The organism is Streptomyces alboniger (assembly GCF_008704395.1).
Classification (GTDB): Bacteria; Actinomycetota; Actinomycetes; order Streptomycetales; family Streptomycetaceae; genus Streptomyces; species Streptomyces alboniger.
Window position 1 is genome coordinate 5,451,546 of record NZ_CP023695.1, and the last position, 18,092, is coordinate 5,469,637.

An 18,092-nucleotide genomic window follows, 5' to 3' on the forward strand; every position below is an offset into this window, starting at 1 on the left:
GTAAGGAAGGGACCTGACTCATGGGAGCTCAGCTCCGGGTCTACAAGCGTCGCATCCGATCCGTCACCGCGACCAAGAAGATCACCAAGGCGATGGAGATGATCGCCGCCTCGCGCGTCGTCAAGGCGCAGCGCAAGGTGGCGGCCTCCACGCCGTACGCGACCGAGCTCACCCGCGCGGTCACGGCGGTCGGCACTGGCTCGAACACGAAGCACCCGCTGACGACCGAGGCGGAGACGGCGACCCGTACCGCGGTTCTGCTCCTCACGAGCGACCGCGGTCTGGCCGGCGCCTTCAACTCGAACGCCATCAAGGCCGCGGAGCAGCTGACCGCGCGCCTGGAGGCCGAGGGCAAGGAGGTCGACACGTACATCGTCGGCCGCCGTGGTCTGGCCCACTACAACTTCCGCGAGCGCAAGGTCGTGGAATCGTGGTCGGGCTTCACCGATGAGCCCACGTACGCGGACGCCAAGAAGGTCGCGGCGCCGCTGATCGAGGCGATCGAGAAGGAGACGGCGGAGGGCGGCGTGGACGAACTCCACATCGTCTACACCGAGTTCGTCTCGATGATGACGCAGACGGCCATCGACGGCCGCCTGCTGCCGCTCAGCCTCGAAGAGGTCGCGGAGGAGAAGCCCGCCAAGGGCGAGATCCTTCCGCTGTACGACTTCGAGCCGTCGGCGGAGGACGTCCTCGACGCCCTGCTGCCGCGGTACGTCGAGAGCCGTATCTACAACGCGATGCTCCAGTCGGCTGCCTCCAAGCACGCCGCCACGCGCCGCGCGATGAAGTCGGCGACCGACAACGCCGGGGATCTGATCAACAGCCTCTCCCGGCTTGCCAACGCGGCCCGCCAGGCCGAAATCACCCAGGAAATCAGCGAGATCGTCGGCGGCACAGCAGCCCTGTCCGACGCGACCGCGGGGAGTGACAAGTAATGACGACCACTGTTGAGACGGCCGTTGCCACGGGCCGCGTCGCCCGGGTGATCGGCCCGGTCGTCGACGTGGAGTTCCCCGTCGACGCGATGCCGGAGATCTACAACGCCCTGCACGTCCAGGTCGACGACCCGTCGACCGAGGGCGCGAAGAAGACGCTGACCCTCGAGGTCGCCCAGCACCTGGGTGACGGCGTGGTCCGCTCCATCTCGATGCAGCCCACCGACGGTCTGGTCCGCCAGGCGCCCGTCACCGACACCGGCAAGGGCATCTCGGTGCCGGTCGGCGACGTGACCAAGGGCCGGGTGTTCAACACCCTCGGTGAGGTCCTGAACGACGACCCGTCCACGGTCGCCGACGCCGAGCGCTGGACGATCCACCGCAAGGCCCCGTCCTTCGACCAGCTCGAGTCCAAGACCGAGATGTTCGAGACCGGCCTGAAGGTCGTCGACCTTCTCACCCCGTACGTCAAGGGTGGAAAGATCGGTCTGTTCGGTGGTGCCGGTGTCGGCAAGACCGTTCTGATCCAGGAAATGATCGTCCGTGTGGCCAAGCTGCACGACGGTGTCTCCGTCTTCGCCGGTGTCGGCGAGCGCACCCGTGAGGGCAACGACCTCATGGTCGAGATGGAGGAAGCCGGCGTTCTGGACAAGACCGCGCTGGTCTTCGGCCAGATGGACGAGCCGCCGGGCACGCGTCTGCGCGTCGCCCTGGCCGGTCTGACCATGGCGGAGTACTTCCGCGATGTGCAGAAGCAGGACGTGCTGTTCTTCATCGACAACATCTTCCGCTTCACGCAGGCCGGTTCCGAGGTCTCGACCCTGCTCGGCCGCATGCCCTCCGCGGTGGGCTACCAGCCGAACCTGGCCGACGAGATGGGTCTCCTCCAGGAGCGCATCACCTCGACCCGTGGTCACTCGATCACCTCGATGCAGGCGATCTACGTCCCCGCGGACGACCTGACCGACCCGGCCCCGGCCACCACCTTCGCCCACCTCGACGCGACGACGGTTCTCTCCCGTCCGATCTCCGAGAAGGGCATCTACCCGGCCGTGGACCCGCTGGACTCCACGTCCCGCATCCTGGACCCGCGCTACATCGCGCAGGACCACTACGAGGCCGCGATGCGCGTGAAGGGGATCCTTCAGAAGTACAAGGACCTCCAGGACATCATCGCGATCCTCGGTATCGACGAGCTGAGCGAGGAAGACAAGCTCGTCGTCGCCCGTGCCCGTCGCGTGGAGCGCTTCCTGTCGCAGAACACGCACGCCGCCAAGCAGTTCACCGGCGTGGACGGTTCGGACGTGTCCCTCGACGAGTCGATCGCGGCCTTCAACGCGATCTGCGACGGCGAGTACGACCACTTCCCCGAGCAGGCCTTCTTCATGTGCGGTGGTCTTGAGGACCTCAAGAAGAACGCCAAGGAGCTCGGCGTCTCCTGAGCCCCGTAGCTCAACAGCGGAGAGGGGCGGGTTGCACCCCGCGGGGGCCGTGTCCCGCCCCTCTTCGTACGCCCACTAGAATTTGACCCAACACCCGGCGAAGCCGCCGGGTGGTGACCCGAGGAGCCACCCTTGGCTGCTGAGCTGCATGTCGAGCTGGTCGCCGCGGACCGCAGCGTCTGGTCCGGCGAGGCCACCCTGGTCGTCGCGCGCACCACGTCCGGCGACATCGGCGTCATGCCCGGTCACCAGCCGCTGCTCGGTGTGCTGGAGTCGGGCCCGGTGACCATTCGTACGAGCGACGGCGGCACGGTCGTCGCCGCTGTCCACGGGGGATTCATCTCCTTCGCGGACGACAAGCTGTCGCTGCTGGCCGAGATCGCGGAGCTGTCCGACGAGATCGACGTCCAGCGTGCGGAGCGGGCGCTGGAGCGCGCGAAGTCGGAGGCCGACGCCTCCGCCGAGCGGCGCGCCGACGTCCGACTGCGTGCGGTGGCGGCGCGCTGACCCCAGCGCGCGGCGTAACGTGACTCAGCCGCGGCCAGGTCCGGGAACATTCCGGACCGGGTCGCGGCTGAGGCAATGCGGGTGCAATGTATTTGGTCCGTTGTCGGTCGGGTGACCGATAGTAGAGGCGAGGAGGTCGGTGCCGATGATCCTCACTCTGCTCGTGTGCGGACTTGCTTTGATCGCGCTGGTTCTGGTGGGGCTCTTCGTCTTCGGACTGCGCCGCCGGCTGATCCAGCGGTCCGGGGGTACGTTCGACTGCTCCCTGCGCTGGGACGCCCCCGAGAAGGGCGACACCTCCGGCAAGGGCTGGGGGTACGGCGTCGCCCGCTACAACGGCGACCGGGTCGAGTGGTACCGCGTCTTCTCGTACGCTCCCCGGCCGCGCCGCGTTCTCGAACGTTCGGCCATCGAGGTGGTCGACCGCCGCGCCCCGGACGGCGAGGAGGAGCTGGCCCTGCTCTCCGACGCCATCGTCCTCGGCTGCCTGCACCGCGGCGTCCGCCTGGAACTGGCGATGAGCGAGGACGCGCTGACGGGCTTCCTGGCGTGGCTGGAGGCGGCGCCTCCGGGGCAACGGGTGAACGTGGCGTAGCGCTTTCAAGCCCCGTAGGAGGCGCTCCGTAAGGGGCGCGGGGAACGGCGCGACCAGCCCCACACCACCCGCAGACACAAAGAAGCCGGGAAGGTGGGGGGCGATCCCATCTTCCCGGCTTCGTCCATGGGGGGTACGGACTACTTCAGTCCGTCATTGATGGCGCTCACCAACTCACCGTTGGCGGTATCCCCACTGAACTCCCAGAAGAACGCGCCGCCGAGCCCCTGCTCCTTAGCCCAGGTCATCTTGGAGCGGACCGTCGACGGGGTGTCGTACGACCACCAGTTGTTGCCGCAGTGCGCATACGCCGTCCCGGCGACCGTCCCGTTCGAGGGACAGGAGTTCTTGAGGACCTTGTAGTCCTCGATGCCCGCCTCGTAGGTGCCCGGCGCCGCGCCCGTCGCGGAGCCTCCCGGCTCCTTCTGGGTGACACCGGTCCACCCGCGCCCGTAGAAGCCGATACCGAGCAGCAGCTTGGCGGAGGGCACTCCCTTGGCCTTCAGCTTGGCGATCGCGGCGGCCGAGTTGAAGCCCTCCTGCGGGATACCGGCGTAGGAGGTCAGCGGCGAGTGCGGCGCGGTCGGACCCTTCGCCGCCCACGCGCCGAAGAAGTCGTACGTCATCACGTTGTACCAGTCGGAGTACTGCGCCGCCCCGCCGTAGTCCGCGGCGTCGATCTTGCCGCCGCTGGAGGCGTCGGCGGTGATGGCGGCGGTGACGAGGTTCTTGGCTCCGAACTGGTTGCGGAACGCCTGCATCATCGTCTTGAAGACGGCCGGGCCCGAGGTGTCGCAGGACAGGCCGCAGGCGTTCGGGTACTCCCAGTCCAGATCGATGCCGTCGAAGACGTCGGCCCAGCGCGGGTCCTCGACGAGGTCGTGGCAGGACTTGGCGAAGGCCGCGGGGTTCTTCATGGCGTCGGTGAAGCCGCCGGACCAGGTCCAGCCGCCGAAGGACCAGAGGATCTTGATGTTCGGGTACTTGGCCTTGAGCTTGCGCAGCTGGTTGAAGTTGCCGCGCAGGGGCTGGTCCCAGGTGTCGGCGACGCCGTCGACGCTCTGGTCGGCGGTGTAGGCCTTGTCGATCGCCGCGTAGGAGTCGCCCATGGTGCACTTGCCGCCCTGGACGTTGCCGAAGCTGTAGTTGATGTGCGTGATCTTCCCGGCCGACCCGGAGGTGGCGATGTTCTTGGCGTGGTAGTTGCGCTGGTAGACGCCCCACTCGGTGAAGTAGCCGAGCTTGACCTTGTCGCCGGGGCCGGGGCCCGGGTCGCCGCCGCCCGTGGTGCGGACCTTGACGGCGCCGCTCGCGGGACCGGTCTGGTCGGCGGTGTCGCGGGCCTGCACGGTGTAGGAGTAGTCGGTGCCCGCGGTCAGGCCGCTGTCGGTGTACGAGGTGCCCGTCACCGTGCCGACCTTGGCGCCGTCGCGCAGGACGTCGTAGTTCTTGACGCCCTTGTCGTCGGTGGCGGGCTTCCAGTCGAGCTTCGCCGAGGTGTCGGTGACGTCGGAGGCGGTCGGGGTGCCGGGGGCGCTCGGCGGGTTGTCGCCGGGGACGCTGCCGCCGTCACAGCTGCCGCCGTTGAGCGTGCACTTGGAGGGGGCGCCGGGGCCCGTGCCGTTGAAGCCGAAGGAGACCGAGGCGCCGGGGGCGAGCGTCCCGTTCCAGGAGAGGTTCTTGCCGGTCCAGCGGGTGCCTGAGTTGGTGACGGTGGCGTCCCAGGCCGAGGTCACCTTGGTGTCGGCGGGGAAGTCCCACTGGACGTTCCAGGAGCTGAGCGTGGTGGTGCCGGTGTTCTTGATGGTCCACTTGCCCTCGAAGCCGTTGCCCCAGTCCTGGGTCTTGGCGTAGGTGGCGGTGGCCTCGGGGGCGGCGTCGGGGGCCGCCTCGGCGGGAGCGCCGAGGGCGACCAGGGTGGCGAGCGGGAGCAGCAGCGTGGTCAGTCCGGCCACGGCTTTGTGTCTGATTCTCAGTCTTGAGCGGGTGTCGCTCTGTGTGAAGCGCACGAGGTGCTCCTCGGGTGAGATCCGGGGGTCTTAGGGGTGGGACCCTGCGCCGCCCGTGAGCACGTGGACACGTGGGGGTGTGCTCACCGCAGTGCGGTGAGAATAGAAAGGTCTGGACCAGCGGTCAAGAGGTCTGAACCAATGGCCTGATCCGGTCGGCCCCGGAACCCTCAGACACCCAACTCCTGCGCGAGGACGGCCGCTTGGACGCGGCTGCGCAGCTCCAGCTTGCCCAGCAGCCGGCTCACATGCGTCTTCACCGTCGCCTCCGCCATGGAGAGGCGGCCCGCGATCTCCGCGTTCGACAGGCCCTCGCCGATGCAGGACAGCACCTCGCGCTCGCGGCGCGTGAGGCTCTCCAGGACGGAGGGGTCCGGCGCGTTCTCCCTGCGTACGGCCCTGGGCGGGGCCGCGAACTCGGCGATGAGACGGCGGGTGACGGCCGGGGCGATCAGGCCCTCGCCGCGCGCGACCGTGCGGACGCCTTCGATGAGGTCCTTCGCCTCCGTGTTCTTGAGGAGGAACCCGCTGGCGCCCGCGCGCAGCGCCCCGAAGACGTACTCGTCGAGGTCGAAGGTGGTCAGCACGAGGACGTCCGCAAGCCCCTCGGCGACGACCTGGCGCGTTGCCGACACCCCGTCGAGCCGTGGCATCTGTATGTCCATCAGGATCAGGTCCGGCCGCAGCTCGCGGGCGAGGGCCACGGCCTGCTCACCGTCCGCCGCCTCGCCGACCACCTCGATGTCGGACGCGCTGCGCAGGATCAGGACGAGTCCCGCGCGTACGGCTGACTGGTCCTCGGCGACTAGCACCCGGATCATTCCTTGGCTCCTTCGTCTGCGGGGTCGACCGGCAGGGTCACAAAGACGATCCAGACCTTGCCGTCGGGGTTGCTCTCGGGGCCGGATTCAAAGGTGCCGCCGAGCAGTTCGGTGCGCTCGCGCATGCCGACGAGTCCGGCTCCCGAGCCGGGGGCGCGTGGCCCGGACGGATCGTCGTACGGGCTGGTGACGCGGACCCTCAGGGCGCGGGGCTCCTGGGAGAGGCGCACGGTGACCCGGCCGGGCGAGGCGTGCTTCAGGGCGTTCGTCAGGGACTCCTGGACGATGCGGTACGCCGCCAGCTCGACCGGCGCGGGCAGCTTCGGGCCCTGCGGGGCGCGGGCGTCGTCGAGCGTGACGTCGAGGCCGTTGGTGCGGGCGCCCTCGACCAGGGCGGCGAGGCCGTCGAGGGTGGGCGCCGCGGCCGGTTCGAGGTCGCCGCTGGCGTCGCGCAGGATGCCGATGAGGCGGCGCATCTCGGCCAGGCCCTGGACGCTGTTCTCACGGATGACGGCGAGTGCGTCCTTGCTGGCCGCCGGGTTGTCAAGGGAGAGCGCGGCCGTGGAGTGGATGGCGATCGCCGAGAGGTGGTTGGCGACCATGTCGTGCAGTTCTCGGGCCATCCTGGCGCGCTCGGCCGTGACCGCCTGGACGCGGTCCATCTCGGCGAGCAGCGCGGTCTGCTCGGCCCGCAGCTTGGCCGCGGCGGCCGCCTCGCGGTGGTTGCGCACCAGTACGCCCGTGGTGGCGGGCGCGTACAGCACGATGCCGACGAGGATGCCGATGAGCACGGCCTCGGGCTCGCGCCACCACGCGAGGAAACCGAACGTCACCGCCACCGTGATGACGCCCGTAGTCACCGGGATGCGGCGGGCGGCGGCCGGGGTGCCGTAGAGGACGGCCGCGTACACGATGTCCGTGTACATCAGGATCGACGCGAGGTTGCCCTTCGTGAACTGGTCGAGGACCAGGGCGCACGTGGCGAGGACCAGGGCGGTCCGGGGCATGCTGCTGCGCAGCAGTTCGAGCCCGGCCAGGACGACGAGTGGGATCAGCGCCCAGTCGGCGCCGAGCGCCCGGTCCGGCTGCGCGTGCAGCCCGAGCGCCCACAGCACCAGCCCGCCGAGCAGGCTGGTCACGGCGATCCGCACGTCGACGCGCTGCGGGCGGGGGAGGGACAGGGCCATGCCCTCCATCCAACACGGCGGGGCGGTGACACGCGTGATCCTGGGGGAGGAAGCGCCCGCTACATCGAAGGATGCAGTCCCACCTCGTCACTGGCGACGATGATCCGCGCCCTGCCTCGCGGGAGCCTTGAGGGGTGACCGAGAGGAGCGAACCGTGATCGTCACGCTGATCATCATCTGCGAGGTCGGCTTCTGGGTGCTGCTGGCCGCCGGCCTCGCCGCCCGCTATCTGCTGCGGATGCCGCGCCTCGGGATCGCGATCCTGCTGTGCGAGCCGCTTCTCGAGGTCGTGCTCCTGGTCGTGACCGCGCTCGACCTGAAGAACGGCGCCGACCCGAGCTGGAAGCACGGACTCGCCGCGCTGTACATCGGCTACACCGTGGGCCACGGCCACCGCACGGTGAAGTGGCTCGACGGCCACGCGGCGCACCGCTTCCACGGCGTGCCGGTGCCGCGCCCGCCCCGCTACGGCAGGCCCCGCGCCCTGCACGAGGCCAGGATCTGGCTCGGGACCCTCGTGGCGGGGGCCGTCGCGACCGTGCTGCTGTTGCTGGCCATGTGGTACGTCGACGACCCGGGCCGTACGTCCTCGCTGGAGGGGTGGATGCACACGGCCTGGCGGGGGGTGGGCATCCACGGCCTGATCGCGCTCAGCTACACGCTCTTCCCGAAGCGGGTCCCGGCCCCGGCGCCCGGGGAACGGGACGGGGACCGGCCGCTGACCAAGCTCTGACGGCTGCCCGGCTGCCCGGCTGCACGGCCTCAGCTACCCGGCTACCGCTCGCCGCCCGGCACCCACAGCACGTCTCCGACCTCCTTGTTGGCCACGCGGGCCAGGATGAACAGGAGGTCGGAGAGGCGGTTGAGGTAGGTGGCCGTCAGCGGGTTCATCGTCTCGCCGTGGACCTCGAACGCCGCCCACGTCGAGCGCTCGGCCCGCCGCACCACCGTGCAGGCCTGGTGCAGCAGCGCCGCGCCCGGGGTGCCGCCCGGCAGGATGAAGCTGCGCAGCTTCTCCAGTTCTTCGAGGAAGCGGTCGCAGTCCGCCTCCAGCTTGTCGACGTAGGACTGCTCGACGCGCAGCGGCGGGTACTCCGGGTCCTCGACGACGGGCGTGGAGAGGTCGGCGCCCACGTCGAAGAGGTCGTTCTGGACCCGTACGAGGACCTTCACGACCTCCTCGCCGAGCCCGCCGAGCGCGATCGCCGTGCCGATGGCCGCGTTGGCCTCGTTGGCGTCGGCGTACGCCCCGATCCGGGGGTCGGTCTTGGCGGTGCGGCTCATGTCCCCGAGGGCCGTCGTGCCCTGGTCGCCGGTCCTGGTGTAGATGCGCGTCAGATTGACCATGCGGCCAGCGTAGTTACGCCCCGGCCTTCTTGAAGACGCGTGTGCCCACCGTCACGGACAGCAGGACGAAGGCGAGGGCCATCAGGACGCCGTACAGCATGGTCGTGGTCGCGTAGTCGCCCACGTATCCGGCCCGCACCGCGTCGACGAGGTAGCGGAACGGCATGAAGTGCGACAGGACGTCCAGCCAGGAGGGCGCGAGCGCCATCGGCAGCATCAGGCCGGAGAGCAGCATCGAGGGCATGCTGATGGCGTTCACCGCGGGCCCGAACTCGTGCGCCTTGGAGACCTTCATGGCCAGCGCGTACGAGAGGGAGGCGAGCCCGGCGGCCAGGACCGCCACGAACGCGAAGCCGATGAGGATGCCGGCGAGCGGCGCCCTGAGCCCCATCACCAGCGCGGCGAGCACCAGCAGCACCGCCTGGAAGACGAAGAGCGCGGCGTCGCGCAGGACCCGGCCGAGCAGCAGCGCGAGGCGGCTCACGGGCGTCACCCGCATCCGCTCGACCACGCCGAACTGCTTCTCGATGATGAGCGCGAAGCCGCTGAACGTGGCGCCGAACAGGCCGAGTTGGAGCAGCAGTCCCGGCACGAGGATCTGCCAGGAGTCGCCCTGGGAGCCGAGCGGCAGGTCGGTGAGGAGCGGCCCGAAGAAGAGCAGGTAGAGCAGGGGCGTCAGGACGCCGAAGAAGATCTGGAACTTGGAGCGCAGGGTCTGGCGGGCGTACCGCCCGAAGATCAGCGCGATGTCGGAGAGCAGAGCGGGCATCGGTGGGTCCTGGTGTCTCAGACGGCGACGGGGGCCGTGTCGTTGGCGTCCTTGGACGCGATGTCGCGTCCGGTGATGGCGAGGAAGGTGTCCTGGAGCGAGGCGTCGACCGAGCCGCAGTGCCGGAGCTTGAGCGCGCTCGGCGTGCCCTCGGCGACCACGACGCCCTTGTCGACGACGACCAGGCGGTCGGAGAGGGCGTCGGCCTCGTCGAGGTAGTGCGTGGTGAGGAAGACCGTCGTGCCGTACCCGTCGCGCAGTTTGCGCACCAGCTTCCACAGGTCGGCGCGGCTGCCCGGGTCGAGCCCGGTGGTCGGCTCGTCCAGGAAGAGCACCTCGGGCCGGTGCGTGAGTCCGAGGGCGATGTCCAGGCGCCGCCGCTGGCCGCCGGAGAGCGCGGCGCAGGGGCGCTCCATCAGCTCGGTCAGGTTGAGGTCGTGCGCCAACTCGTCGGCGCGGGCGGCGGCCTGGGGCTTCGTCAGGCGGTAGAGGCGCCCCTGGGTGATCAGCTCCTCGCGTACGGAGATGCTCAGGTCGACGCCGCCGGACTGGGCGACGTAACCGATCTTGCTCCGTACGCCCGCGGGGTCCTTCGCCAGGTCGCAGCCCGCGACGGTGGCGGCGCCGCCGGTGGGCGGGAGCAGCGTGGTCAGCATGCGCAGCGTGGTGGTCTTGCCCGCGCCGTTCGGCCCGAGGAAGCCGAGGATCTCGCCCGCCTCGACCCTTAGGTCGATACCGCGCACGGCCTCCACGGTGCCGCTCTTGCTCTGGAAGGTCCGGGCGAGCCCGGCGGTGCTGATGATTGCCATGACAACTACAAAAACAGAGTCCATGCATTTTTGCAATCGCCCCAAGTTTTAGGAGGGTGCAAGATTGCATGGTGGTCAGCGAGGCCTACGATGAGGTCATGACCGAGGGGCTCAGGGAACGCAAGAAGCGCCAGACCAAGCAGCGGATCTCCGACATCGCGACGGGGCTCTTCCTGGAGCGCGGCTTCGTCACGGTGACGATCGCGGAGATCGCCGAGGCCGCCGACGTCTCGGTCAACACCGTCTACAACTACTTCCCGGCCAAGGAGGACCTCTTCCTCGACCGGGGCGCGGACGCCGTCGACCGGCTCTCCCGCCACGTACGCGGCCGCCGCGAGGGGGAGTCCGCCGCCGACGCGGTCCTGCGCGAGCTGCGCACGGACGTCGAGAGCGCCTCGCCGGCCGTCGGCCTCTTCCCCGGCTGGGCCGACTTCATGAAGGTCATCACCGAGGCGCAGCCGCTGCGCTCCCGCCTCTGGGCCATCCAGCAGGAGGCCCTCGACAACCTCGCCAAGACCCTCGCCGAGGAGGCGGGCGCCGCCGACGGCGACCCGCTGCCCGCGCTCGTCGCCGGGCAGCTGTCCTGGCTCCACAGCACACTCATGAGCTGGATCGGCGACGAGATGGCCAAGGGCCGCGAGGTGCCCGAGGTCTCCCGCGAGGGCCTCGCCCTGCTCGACGAGATGGAGTCCCTTCTCGGCGAGAGGGTCCTCAACTACGCGGTGCGCGCCGCCGGATGAGGCCTGCCGGAGGCGTCTCGGGGCCGTACCAGTGTGACGTCCGTCATTTGAGACGTGACGCGCATCTCTTCACCGCCACAGGCGCGCTCACGGCCGCTAATGTCCGCTCCAGAGGCATACGTAAACAGCGTGTAAGCCAAGCGTGATAAGCGGTAGGGGAGTCGGAACAGTGGCACGCAAGCTCGCCGTCATCGGAGCTGGACTCATGGGGTCCGGTATCGCTCAGGTCTCCGCCCAGGCGGGCTGGGACGTCGTCCTGCGCGACGTCACCGACGAGGCCCTGACCCGCGGCACCGACGGCATCAAGGCGTCGTACGAGAAGTTCGTGAGCAAGGGCAAGCTCGCGGCCGACGACGCCGAGGCCGCGCTCGGCCGCATCACGGCCACCACCGACCTGGACGCCGTCGCCGACGCGGACATCGTCGTCGAGGCCGTCTTCGAGAAGCTGGAGATCAAGCACGAGATCTTCCGCACGCTCGACAAGCTCGTGCGCGACGACGCCGTGCTCGCCTCCAACACCTCCGCCATCCCGATCACCAAGATCGCCGCCGTGACGGAGCGTCCGGAGCGCGTCGTGGGCGCCCACTTCTTCTCGCCGGTCCCGATGATGCAGCTGTGCGAACTGGTGCGCGGCTACAAGACCAGCGACGAAACCCTCGCCCGCGCCAAGGAGTTCGCCGAGTCCGTCGGCAAGACCTGCATCGTCGTCAACCGCGACGTCGCAGGCTTCGTGACGACCCGTCTGATCTCCGCGCTCGTCGTCGAGGCCGCCAAGCTCTACGAGTCGGGCGTCGCCACCGCCGAGGACATCGACATCGCCTGCAAGCTCGGCTTCGGCCACGCCATGGGCCCCCTCGCGACCGCCGACCTCACCGGCGTCGACATCCTGCTCCACGCCACCAGCAACATCTACACGGAGTCCCAGGACGAGAAGTTCGCGCCGCCGGAGCTGATGCGCCGGATGGTTGACGCCGGTGACATCGGGCGCAAGAGCGGGCAGGGCTTCTACAAGCACTGAGCCGGTACTGACGTACGCCGTCTGACGCCTCGTCCGACGATCCGTCGCCTCCTGGGTCACCCCTCGGAGTGAATTCGGTATCGGTTCGCTTACAGACGGCAACTTCCTCGCCCACGCGGCAGTCAGTTGCAGTGACATACGCAGACGCCTTACGGATCAGACGTCACAGCAGACACAGTCACAGCAGACACAGCACTCTCGGGGAGCGCATATGCACATCAGGGGCGACCAGGCCCAGCTGGTCGTCGGGGGACGCCTCGACGTACGTAGCGCGGCGGACGCCCGTACGGTGCTGCACTCGGCCGTCGACGACGGAGCCGGGGACCTGGTGCTCGACCTGTCCGAACTGGACTCGTGGGACGCCACGGGCCTCGGCGTCATCATGGGCGCGCACCGCCGCGCCGGACGGTGCGGACGCAGACTCGTCCTGCGCCACGTGCCGCCCCAGATGCAGCGCCTCCTCGTGGCGACCCGGCTGCACCGGATCCTCGCCATCGAGGGCGGCATCGGTGTCGAATCGCTCCCCAGAGCCTGAACCGCACCTCACGCGCAATCCTCACGAGACTGTGACGTCTCGGGCGGGGCGGCACCCCGCCCTCTCGTAGATACTGAGCGAAGGTCTAGGGTTCGGTCGCCCGCCGCTGGACGAACCCGCACGGGGGGCACCGGACCAGAAGCGACAGCGCAGTGTGCACGAAGGCCGGAGGGGGCTGTGCACACACGCATCTGGGGGGGCTGGGACCATGGACCCGATGAACCGGGGACCCGAAGAGCACGGCCACGACCACGGTGGCGACGATCACGACGCCTCGGCGCGCCCGCAGCGCCCGCGCGACCCTCTGACACCCGACTTCGGGCAGCCCGCGCCCGCGCTCGCCCGCACCGTCCAGCTCGTGGCGGGCGACTTCCTGCTCACCGTCAACCCCGTCGACGGCAGCGAGATAGAGGCCTGCCCGCCCGGGGAGCGCCCCGAGCGGCCCGCCAGGCGCACCGCCGACGACCGCGCCGAGCTGCGCCGCGCCGCGATGCCGCCCGTGCCGCCGGGCCCCGCGCTGCCCAGGCTGCCGCTCCTGGAACGCCAGGAGGAGCGTGAGCGCCTCGTACGGCTGCTCGCGCGCGGCCGCTCGGTACGGCTCACCGGACCCGCCGGATCGGGCCGCACGGCGCTGCTGGGCGCCGTCGCCGACGACTGCGCGGACCTCGCACCCGACGGCGTGATCCGGCTCTGCGGCTACCGCAAGACGCCGGGCGAGCTGCTCCACGACCTCTTCGCGGCCGTCTACGACGCGCCCCTGTACCGCCCCGACCGCGCCCAGCTGCTCGAACTCGTCCACGACATCGGCGCCGTCGTCGTCCTCGACGACCTGGAGTTCGGCGGCGCGGCCCTCGACGAACTGCTCGACGCCACACCCGAGTGCGCCTTCCTCCTCTCCACCACGCCCGACACCGCCGCCCCCGCCGCCGACTCCCACCTCGAAGAGGTCTTCCTCGGCGGCCTCGGCCGCGGCGCCAGCCTCGAACTGCTCGAACGCGTCGTCGGACGGGTCCTCGACGACGAGGAGGCCAACTGGGCGGGGGACCTGTGGTTCGAGTCCGAGGGCCTGCCGCTGCGCTTCGTCCAGGCGGGCGCCCTGCTCCACCAGCGCGACCAGCTCCGCGCCGACCCGCACGCCTTCGAGGAGTACGGCTACTTCGCCGACACCCCCGTCGACGCGCCCTTCGACGCGGGCCCCGACGACGGCCCCGGGATCCCGCTGCCCTCGCTCGCCGACGGGGCCGCGCCCGCGGCCCTGCTCGCCTCGCGGCTCAGCCCCTCCGCCCGCGCCACGCTGAAGTTCGCCGTCGCGCTCGGCGGCGAACTGCCGCACCAGGCCCACCTGCCCGCCCTGGTGGGCGACACCCACGCCGACGCGGCCCTCGCCGAACTGGTCGGCTGCGCCCTGGTCACCGCCGTCGGCGCGCGCTACCGCCTCGCCGCCGGCGTGCGTACGCAACTGGAGAGCGCCGGATACGCCGACGACGCCACCGAGCACGCGAAGACCGCCGCCCAGCACTACGCCTGGTGGGCCGGGCACCCCTCGGTCACCCCGGAGCGGGTCGCCGCCGAGGCGGACGCCGTGCAGGCCGCTCTCGGCGCCCTCGTCACCCCGGAGAGCGGCGCCGCGGTCCTGCTCGCCCGCACCGCCGCGCCCGCCTTCGCCGGCGGGCTCCACTGGGGCGCCTGGGAGCGCGCCCTGCGGTCGGGCCAGGAAGCGGCACGCAATGCCGGGGAGGTCGCCGAAGAGGCGTACTTCCACCATGAGTTGGGGATCCTCGCGCTCTGCGGCGGGCAGCTCGACCGGGCCCGCGCCGAGCTGGAGGCCTCGATAGGGCTGCGCGGCGCCCTCGCCGACAAGCGCGGCATGATCTCCGGGCGCAGGGCCCTCGCCCTGGTCGCCGACCGCTCGGGCGGCACTCTGCCCGGCGGGCGCACGGCGGCGGGCGAGGAGGTCCCCGACGCGCGCTACGAGGAGTCGGCGTCGCCCCCCGGAGGCGTACTCGCCGCCTTCGCGTCGCCCGAACCGCCTGCCGAACCGTCCGCCGAACCGGACACACTGGTCACCAGCAAGGTCACGCCCGCCGTGGGCGCGGGCGCCGCGCCGAGCCGCCGCTCCATCGTCAGCGGCACCCGGCGCAACCTCGTCGCCGCGGGGGCCGGAGCCCTGCTCGCCGCGGTCCTCGGCACGGTCGTCACGCTCGGCGCCACGTCCGACGGCGACCGGCCCGAGGGCGACCGCGTCAAGACGGAGCAGTCGGCGAAGGAGGACCGTGACGGCGGCGGCCTGAGCGCCGACGAGCCGCAGAAGGACTCCACGGACCGCCCCGGAGGCCCGGGGGACGACGGTGTCGTCGGCACCTCGGACGACCCGAAGCCCTCCGCGAGCGGCGCGCCCTCGGGCGAGCCGAGCGAGAGCGGCAAGCCGTCGCAGAAGCCGACCGGGAAGCCGTCGGACAAGCCGACCGACAAGCCGACGGACCCGCCCACCGACAAGCCCACCGGCAAACCCACGGACAAGCCGACCGACAAGCCGACGGACCCGCCCACCACGGACGAGCCGACGGACCCGCCGACGTCGGACCCGCCTCCCACGCCCACGAGCGACGCCCCGCCGTCCTCGCCCGACAGCTCGCCGGACACCTCGGACTCGGCGAGCGCGTCATAAGTCAAGCGGTCATAAGTCAGGCAGCTGGGGCCTGTCGGCCGACAGGCCTCAGAACAGCCGCAGCTTGTCGTCCTCGATGCCGCGCAGCGCGTTGTAGTCCAGGATGGCGCAGCCGATGCCGCGGTCGGTGGCGAGGACGCGGGCCTGCGGCTTGATCTCCTGGGCGGCGAAGATGCCCTTGACGGGTGCCAGGTGCGGGTCGCGGTTCAACAGCTCCAGGTAACGGGTCAGTTGCTCGACGCCGTCGATCTCGCCGCGCCGCTTGATCTCCACGGCGACCGTCTGGCCGTCGGCGTCCCGGCAGAGGATGTCGACCGGACCGATCGCCGTCATGTACTCGCGGCGGATGAGCGAATATCCCTCACCGAGTGTCTCGATCCGGTCGGCGAGAAGCTCCTGGAGGTGTGCTTCCACGCCGTCCTTGATGAGGCCGGGGTCCACGCCCAGCTCGTGCGAGGAGTCGTGCAGGACCTCCTCCATCGTGATGATGAGCTTCTCGCCCGCCTTGTTCACGACGGTCCACACACCGGCGTCGTCCCCTGATCCCTCCTTCAGCGTGCAGGGAGGGGACATCCAGTTGAGGGGTTTGTAGGCCCTGTCGTCCGCGTGGATGGAGACGCTGCCGTCCGCCTTCACAAGGATCAGGCGGGGCGCCGACGGGAGATGGGCGGTGAGCCGGCCCGCGTAGTCCACGGAGCATCGGGCAATGACGAGACGCATGGGGCGCAACGCTACTCGACCGGGGGCGGTGTACGCGATTCGCCCACCCGGGGCCCCGCGACGCGCGGAGCGCCGCACGACTTGTCCGCCGATGGACACGTTCGATCCTGGCCGGTTATGCGCCCAATCTCCTGGTGCGGGCACCGCCCGTTGCCTACCGTAGAAGCAGGAGGTCGTCATCCGTGCACGCTGCGTATGCGGGCCCCTTCCCTGTCCGTATGCCCTCGCTTCGCGGGGGTCCGAGAGGAGTACCCATGTCGCTCGACGTCTCACCGGCACTGTTGGAACAGGCCGAGCGAGGCGAGGTGGACGAAGCAGCATTCGTCGACTGCGTCCGGACCTCCCTGCCTTACGCATGGGAGATGATCAGCTCCTTGGTGGCCCAGCTGAAGGTCGACGGCGGAGAGTTCGCCGACAACCAGACGCCGCCGCCGGACGAGCAGGCACGTGGACAGCTGCTGCGCGCGCTCGCGAGTGACGCGATTCGCGGCGCTCTGCAACGGCACTTCGGAGTGCGCCTGGCCTTCCAGAACTGCCACCGTGTGGCGGTCTTCCCGCTGGATTCCTCGGTGGACGACAGGCTTGCCCGCTTCACTTCGATCCGGGGTCAGCTGCTCAACCAGTCTCCCGAACTCCGGGACTGCTGACGCTTGTTGCTGCCGCTCCGTACGCGGGAGGTGTGTCAGTCCGGAGCGGCAGCTCCCGTCTCAGCCCGGCCGGTGCACCCGCTCTCAGCCCAGCTGGGGCAGTACCTCTGCCCCGAGCCTGCGCACGTTTTCCTCCGTGGCCGCGAGATCGCCCGACCCCTCGACGAGCAGCGCGAAGCGCGTGATGCCCGTGCGCTCCGAGGTGGCGGCGAGGCGGTCCGCGCACACCTGCGGGGTGCCGACGGGGTGCAGCTTGCAGAGCAGTTCGGTGTACGCCTGGGGGTCCCGCATGGCGCGGCTGCGGCCGTCGACGGTCACATGGGCATCCAGGCCCTGCTTGAGCCAGCCCGGCATCGCTTTCTGTAACGTCTCGGCCGCTTCCACGCGGCGGTCCGCGATCTGCACCACGCCGGCCGAGACGTGCGACGCCGCGGCGATTTCCTCCGGCGTATGCCCGGCGGCACGTGCGTGGCGGTTCCACGAGGCGACCATTTCGGCCTTCTCGTCGTCGCCGGCATGCATGCCGAGCAGCATGGGCAGGCCGCGCTGTGCGGCGAGCCGCACGCTCGACGGCGAGGTGCAGGCGAGGATCACTTCGGGGCCGCTGCCGCCTTGGTCCGCCGAGGCGTCCCGCGGGTCCGTCCACGCGTCCCGCGGGCCCGTCAGTGCTTCCTGCGGGCGCGGTACGACGGTGACCTCGCGGAAGGGGAAGCGCCCGCCCGAACTCTCCACCCGGGGCTCGGTCAACCACCTGAGCAACAGGTCGAGGGAGTCGGGGAAGCCTTTCTCGTACGCCTCCAGGCCCGCTCCGAAGACCTCCAGGTCCACCCAGGGGCCGCCCCGGCCGACGCCGAGCGAGAACCGGCCGCCGGAGGTGATGTGGAGCAGGGCCGCCTGCTCGCCGAGCGCGACCGGGTGCACGGTCGGCAGGACGCTCACGGCGGTGCCGATCCGGATCCGCCGGGTCCGTCCGAGGAGCAGTGCGGCGAGGGTCACCGCCGAGGGGCAGGTGCCGTAGGGCACGAAGTGGTGCTCGGCGAGCCAGACCGAGTCCAGGCCCGCCTCCTCGGCCACCTCGGCGGACCGCACCGCCCGGTGCAGCGCTTCCCCTTGCCCTTGTCCCGGGAACTGGGCGGCCAGAACAAAACTACCTACACGCATCGAACTCCTGCCTCCTTGGCGCCGACGCAGGCACTCCCCCCACGGGCAATAACGCGTGACACGTGCCAAAGGCACGGCCTGTCATGAAGATTGTTGGATTGTCCGCGCAGCGCGGGGGGACCGGTGGGGGTCCGGCGAGGCGGGTACCCCTCGGCCCGGCGCGTAGGCTGGTCACACCC

At 70.4% G+C, this 18,092-nt stretch carries 18 protein-coding genes; 10 read left to right on the forward strand and 8 right to left on the reverse strand.

Going from position 1 to position 18,092, the window contains the following annotated elements; genetic code table 11:
* Positions 1 to 20: 20 nt before the first annotated feature.
* The 4 genes from CP975_RS24485 (at position 21) to CP975_RS24500 (ending at position 3,482) form a co-directional block, all read left to right on the forward strand.
* The gene (locus tag CP975_RS24485) at positions 21 to 938 is read left to right on the forward strand and encodes a F0F1 ATP synthase subunit gamma (RefSeq protein WP_055533397.1); all 918 of its coding nucleotides are present in this window, start codon (positions 21 to 23) and stop codon (positions 936 to 938) included.
* A complete protein-coding gene (gene atpD / locus CP975_RS24490; protein WP_055533395.1) occupies positions 938 to 2,380 on the forward strand; it encodes a F0F1 ATP synthase subunit beta in 1,443 nt (480 codons plus the stop codon). Before CP975_RS24485 ends, atpD begins: the two co-directional genes overlap by 1 nt.
* Before the next feature lie 132 nt (positions 2,381 to 2,512).
* Positions 2,513 to 2,887 carry a F0F1 ATP synthase subunit epsilon gene (locus tag CP975_RS24495; protein ID WP_030792151.1) on the forward strand — a complete coding sequence of 125 codons (375 nt, stop codon included), beginning with the start codon at positions 2,513 to 2,515 and terminating at the stop codon, positions 2,885 to 2,887.
* Between the two features lie 145 nt (positions 2,888 to 3,032).
* Complete coding sequence (locus CP975_RS24500; protein WP_055533393.1) at positions 3,033 to 3,482, forward strand: DUF2550 domain-containing protein; 450 nt, start codon at positions 3,033 to 3,035, stop codon at positions 3,480 to 3,482.
* Positions 3,483 to 3,622: 140 nt separating this feature from the next.
* Here the strand turns inward: CP975_RS24500 and CP975_RS24505 are convergent, their stop codons facing one another.
* The 3 genes from CP975_RS24505 to CP975_RS24515 all read right to left on the reverse strand — a co-directional run bounded on the left by CP975_RS24505 (position 3,623) and on the right by CP975_RS24515 (position 7,499).
* Positions 3,623 to 5,458 (reverse strand): glycoside hydrolase family 18 chitinase, encoded by a 1,836-nt coding sequence (locus CP975_RS24505; protein WP_150477964.1) that lies wholly within the window; start codon positions 5,456 to 5,458, stop codon positions 3,623 to 3,625.
* Between the two features lie 203 nt (positions 5,459 to 5,661).
* Positions 5,662 to 6,312, reverse strand: coding sequence for a response regulator (locus CP975_RS24510; RefSeq protein WP_055533389.1), 651 nt, complete (start codon positions 6,310 to 6,312; stop codon positions 5,662 to 5,664).
* A complete protein-coding gene (locus CP975_RS24515; RefSeq protein ID WP_055533387.1) occupies positions 6,309 to 7,499 on the reverse strand; it encodes a sensor histidine kinase in 1,191 nt (396 codons plus the stop codon). Before CP975_RS24515 ends, CP975_RS24510 begins: the two co-directional genes overlap by 4 nt.
* Before the next feature lie 154 nt (positions 7,500 to 7,653).
* Between CP975_RS24515 and CP975_RS24520 the strand changes: the two genes are divergently transcribed.
* On the forward strand, positions 7,654 to 8,232 hold the full coding sequence (locus CP975_RS24520) for a hypothetical protein (RefSeq protein ID WP_055533383.1): 579 nt from the start codon (positions 7,654 to 7,656) through the stop codon (positions 8,230 to 8,232).
* Positions 8,233 to 8,273: 41 nt separating this feature from the next.
* On the opposite strand, the gene CP975_RS24525 is transcribed toward CP975_RS24520, so the two are convergent.
* From CP975_RS24525 to CP975_RS24535, 3 genes are read right to left on the reverse strand one after another with little or no spacing between them, the layout of a single operon-like run.
* The gene (locus CP975_RS24525; RefSeq protein WP_055533381.1) at positions 8,274 to 8,846 is read right to left on the reverse strand and encodes a cob(I)yrinic acid a,c-diamide adenosyltransferase; all 573 of its coding nucleotides are present in this window, start codon (positions 8,844 to 8,846) and stop codon (positions 8,274 to 8,276) included.
* Positions 8,847 to 8,859: 13 nt separating this feature from the next.
* Positions 8,860 to 9,615 carry an ABC transporter permease gene (locus CP975_RS24530; RefSeq protein WP_055533379.1) on the reverse strand — a complete coding sequence of 252 codons (756 nt, stop codon included), beginning with the start codon at positions 9,613 to 9,615 and terminating at the stop codon, positions 8,860 to 8,862.
* Between the two features lie 17 nt (positions 9,616 to 9,632).
* A complete protein-coding gene (locus CP975_RS24535) occupies positions 9,633 to 10,424 on the reverse strand; it encodes an ABC transporter ATP-binding protein (protein ID WP_055533378.1) in 792 nt (263 codons plus the stop codon).
* Between the two features lie 98 nt (positions 10,425 to 10,522).
* Between CP975_RS24535 and CP975_RS24540 the strand changes: the two genes are divergently transcribed.
* From CP975_RS24540 to CP975_RS24555, 4 genes are all read left to right on the forward strand, one after another.
* Positions 10,523 to 11,164: a TetR/AcrR family transcriptional regulator gene (locus tag CP975_RS24540; protein ID WP_055533416.1), complete on the forward strand. Its 642-nt coding sequence runs from the start codon at positions 10,523 to 10,525 to the stop codon at positions 11,162 to 11,164.
* A gap of 169 nt (positions 11,165 to 11,333) precedes the next feature.
* Positions 11,334 to 12,182, forward strand: coding sequence for a 3-hydroxyacyl-CoA dehydrogenase family protein (locus CP975_RS24545; protein WP_055533376.1), 849 nt, complete (start codon positions 11,334 to 11,336; stop codon positions 12,180 to 12,182).
* Between the two features lie 211 nt (positions 12,183 to 12,393).
* On the forward strand, positions 12,394 to 12,717 hold the full coding sequence (locus CP975_RS24550; RefSeq protein ID WP_030792181.1) for an STAS domain-containing protein: 324 nt from the start codon (positions 12,394 to 12,396) through the stop codon (positions 12,715 to 12,717).
* A 208-nt stretch (positions 12,718 to 12,925) separates the two neighbouring features.
* Positions 12,926 to 15,385 carry a hypothetical protein gene (locus CP975_RS24555; RefSeq protein WP_055533374.1) on the forward strand — a complete coding sequence of 820 codons (2,460 nt, stop codon included), beginning with the start codon at positions 12,926 to 12,928 and terminating at the stop codon, positions 15,383 to 15,385.
* Positions 15,386 to 15,433: 48 nt separating this feature from the next.
* On the opposite strand, the gene nucS is transcribed toward CP975_RS24555, so the two are convergent.
* Positions 15,434 to 16,105 carry an endonuclease NucS gene (gene nucS / locus CP975_RS24560; RefSeq protein ID WP_030789353.1) on the reverse strand — a complete coding sequence of 224 codons (672 nt, stop codon included), beginning with the start codon at positions 16,103 to 16,105 and terminating at the stop codon, positions 15,434 to 15,436.
* A 254-nt stretch (positions 16,106 to 16,359) separates the two neighbouring features.
* Between nucS and CP975_RS24565 the strand changes: the two genes are divergently transcribed.
* Positions 16,360 to 16,752, forward strand: coding sequence for an SCO5389 family protein (locus tag CP975_RS24565; RefSeq protein WP_030789356.1), 393 nt, complete (start codon positions 16,360 to 16,362; stop codon positions 16,750 to 16,752).
* Between the two features lie 84 nt (positions 16,753 to 16,836).
* On the opposite strand, the gene CP975_RS24570 is transcribed toward CP975_RS24565, so the two are convergent.
* Positions 16,837 to 17,913 carry an LLM class flavin-dependent oxidoreductase gene (locus tag CP975_RS24570; RefSeq protein ID WP_055533372.1) on the reverse strand — a complete coding sequence of 359 codons (1,077 nt, stop codon included), beginning with the start codon at positions 17,911 to 17,913 and terminating at the stop codon, positions 16,837 to 16,839.
* Positions 17,914 to 18,092: the final 179 nt, after the last annotated feature.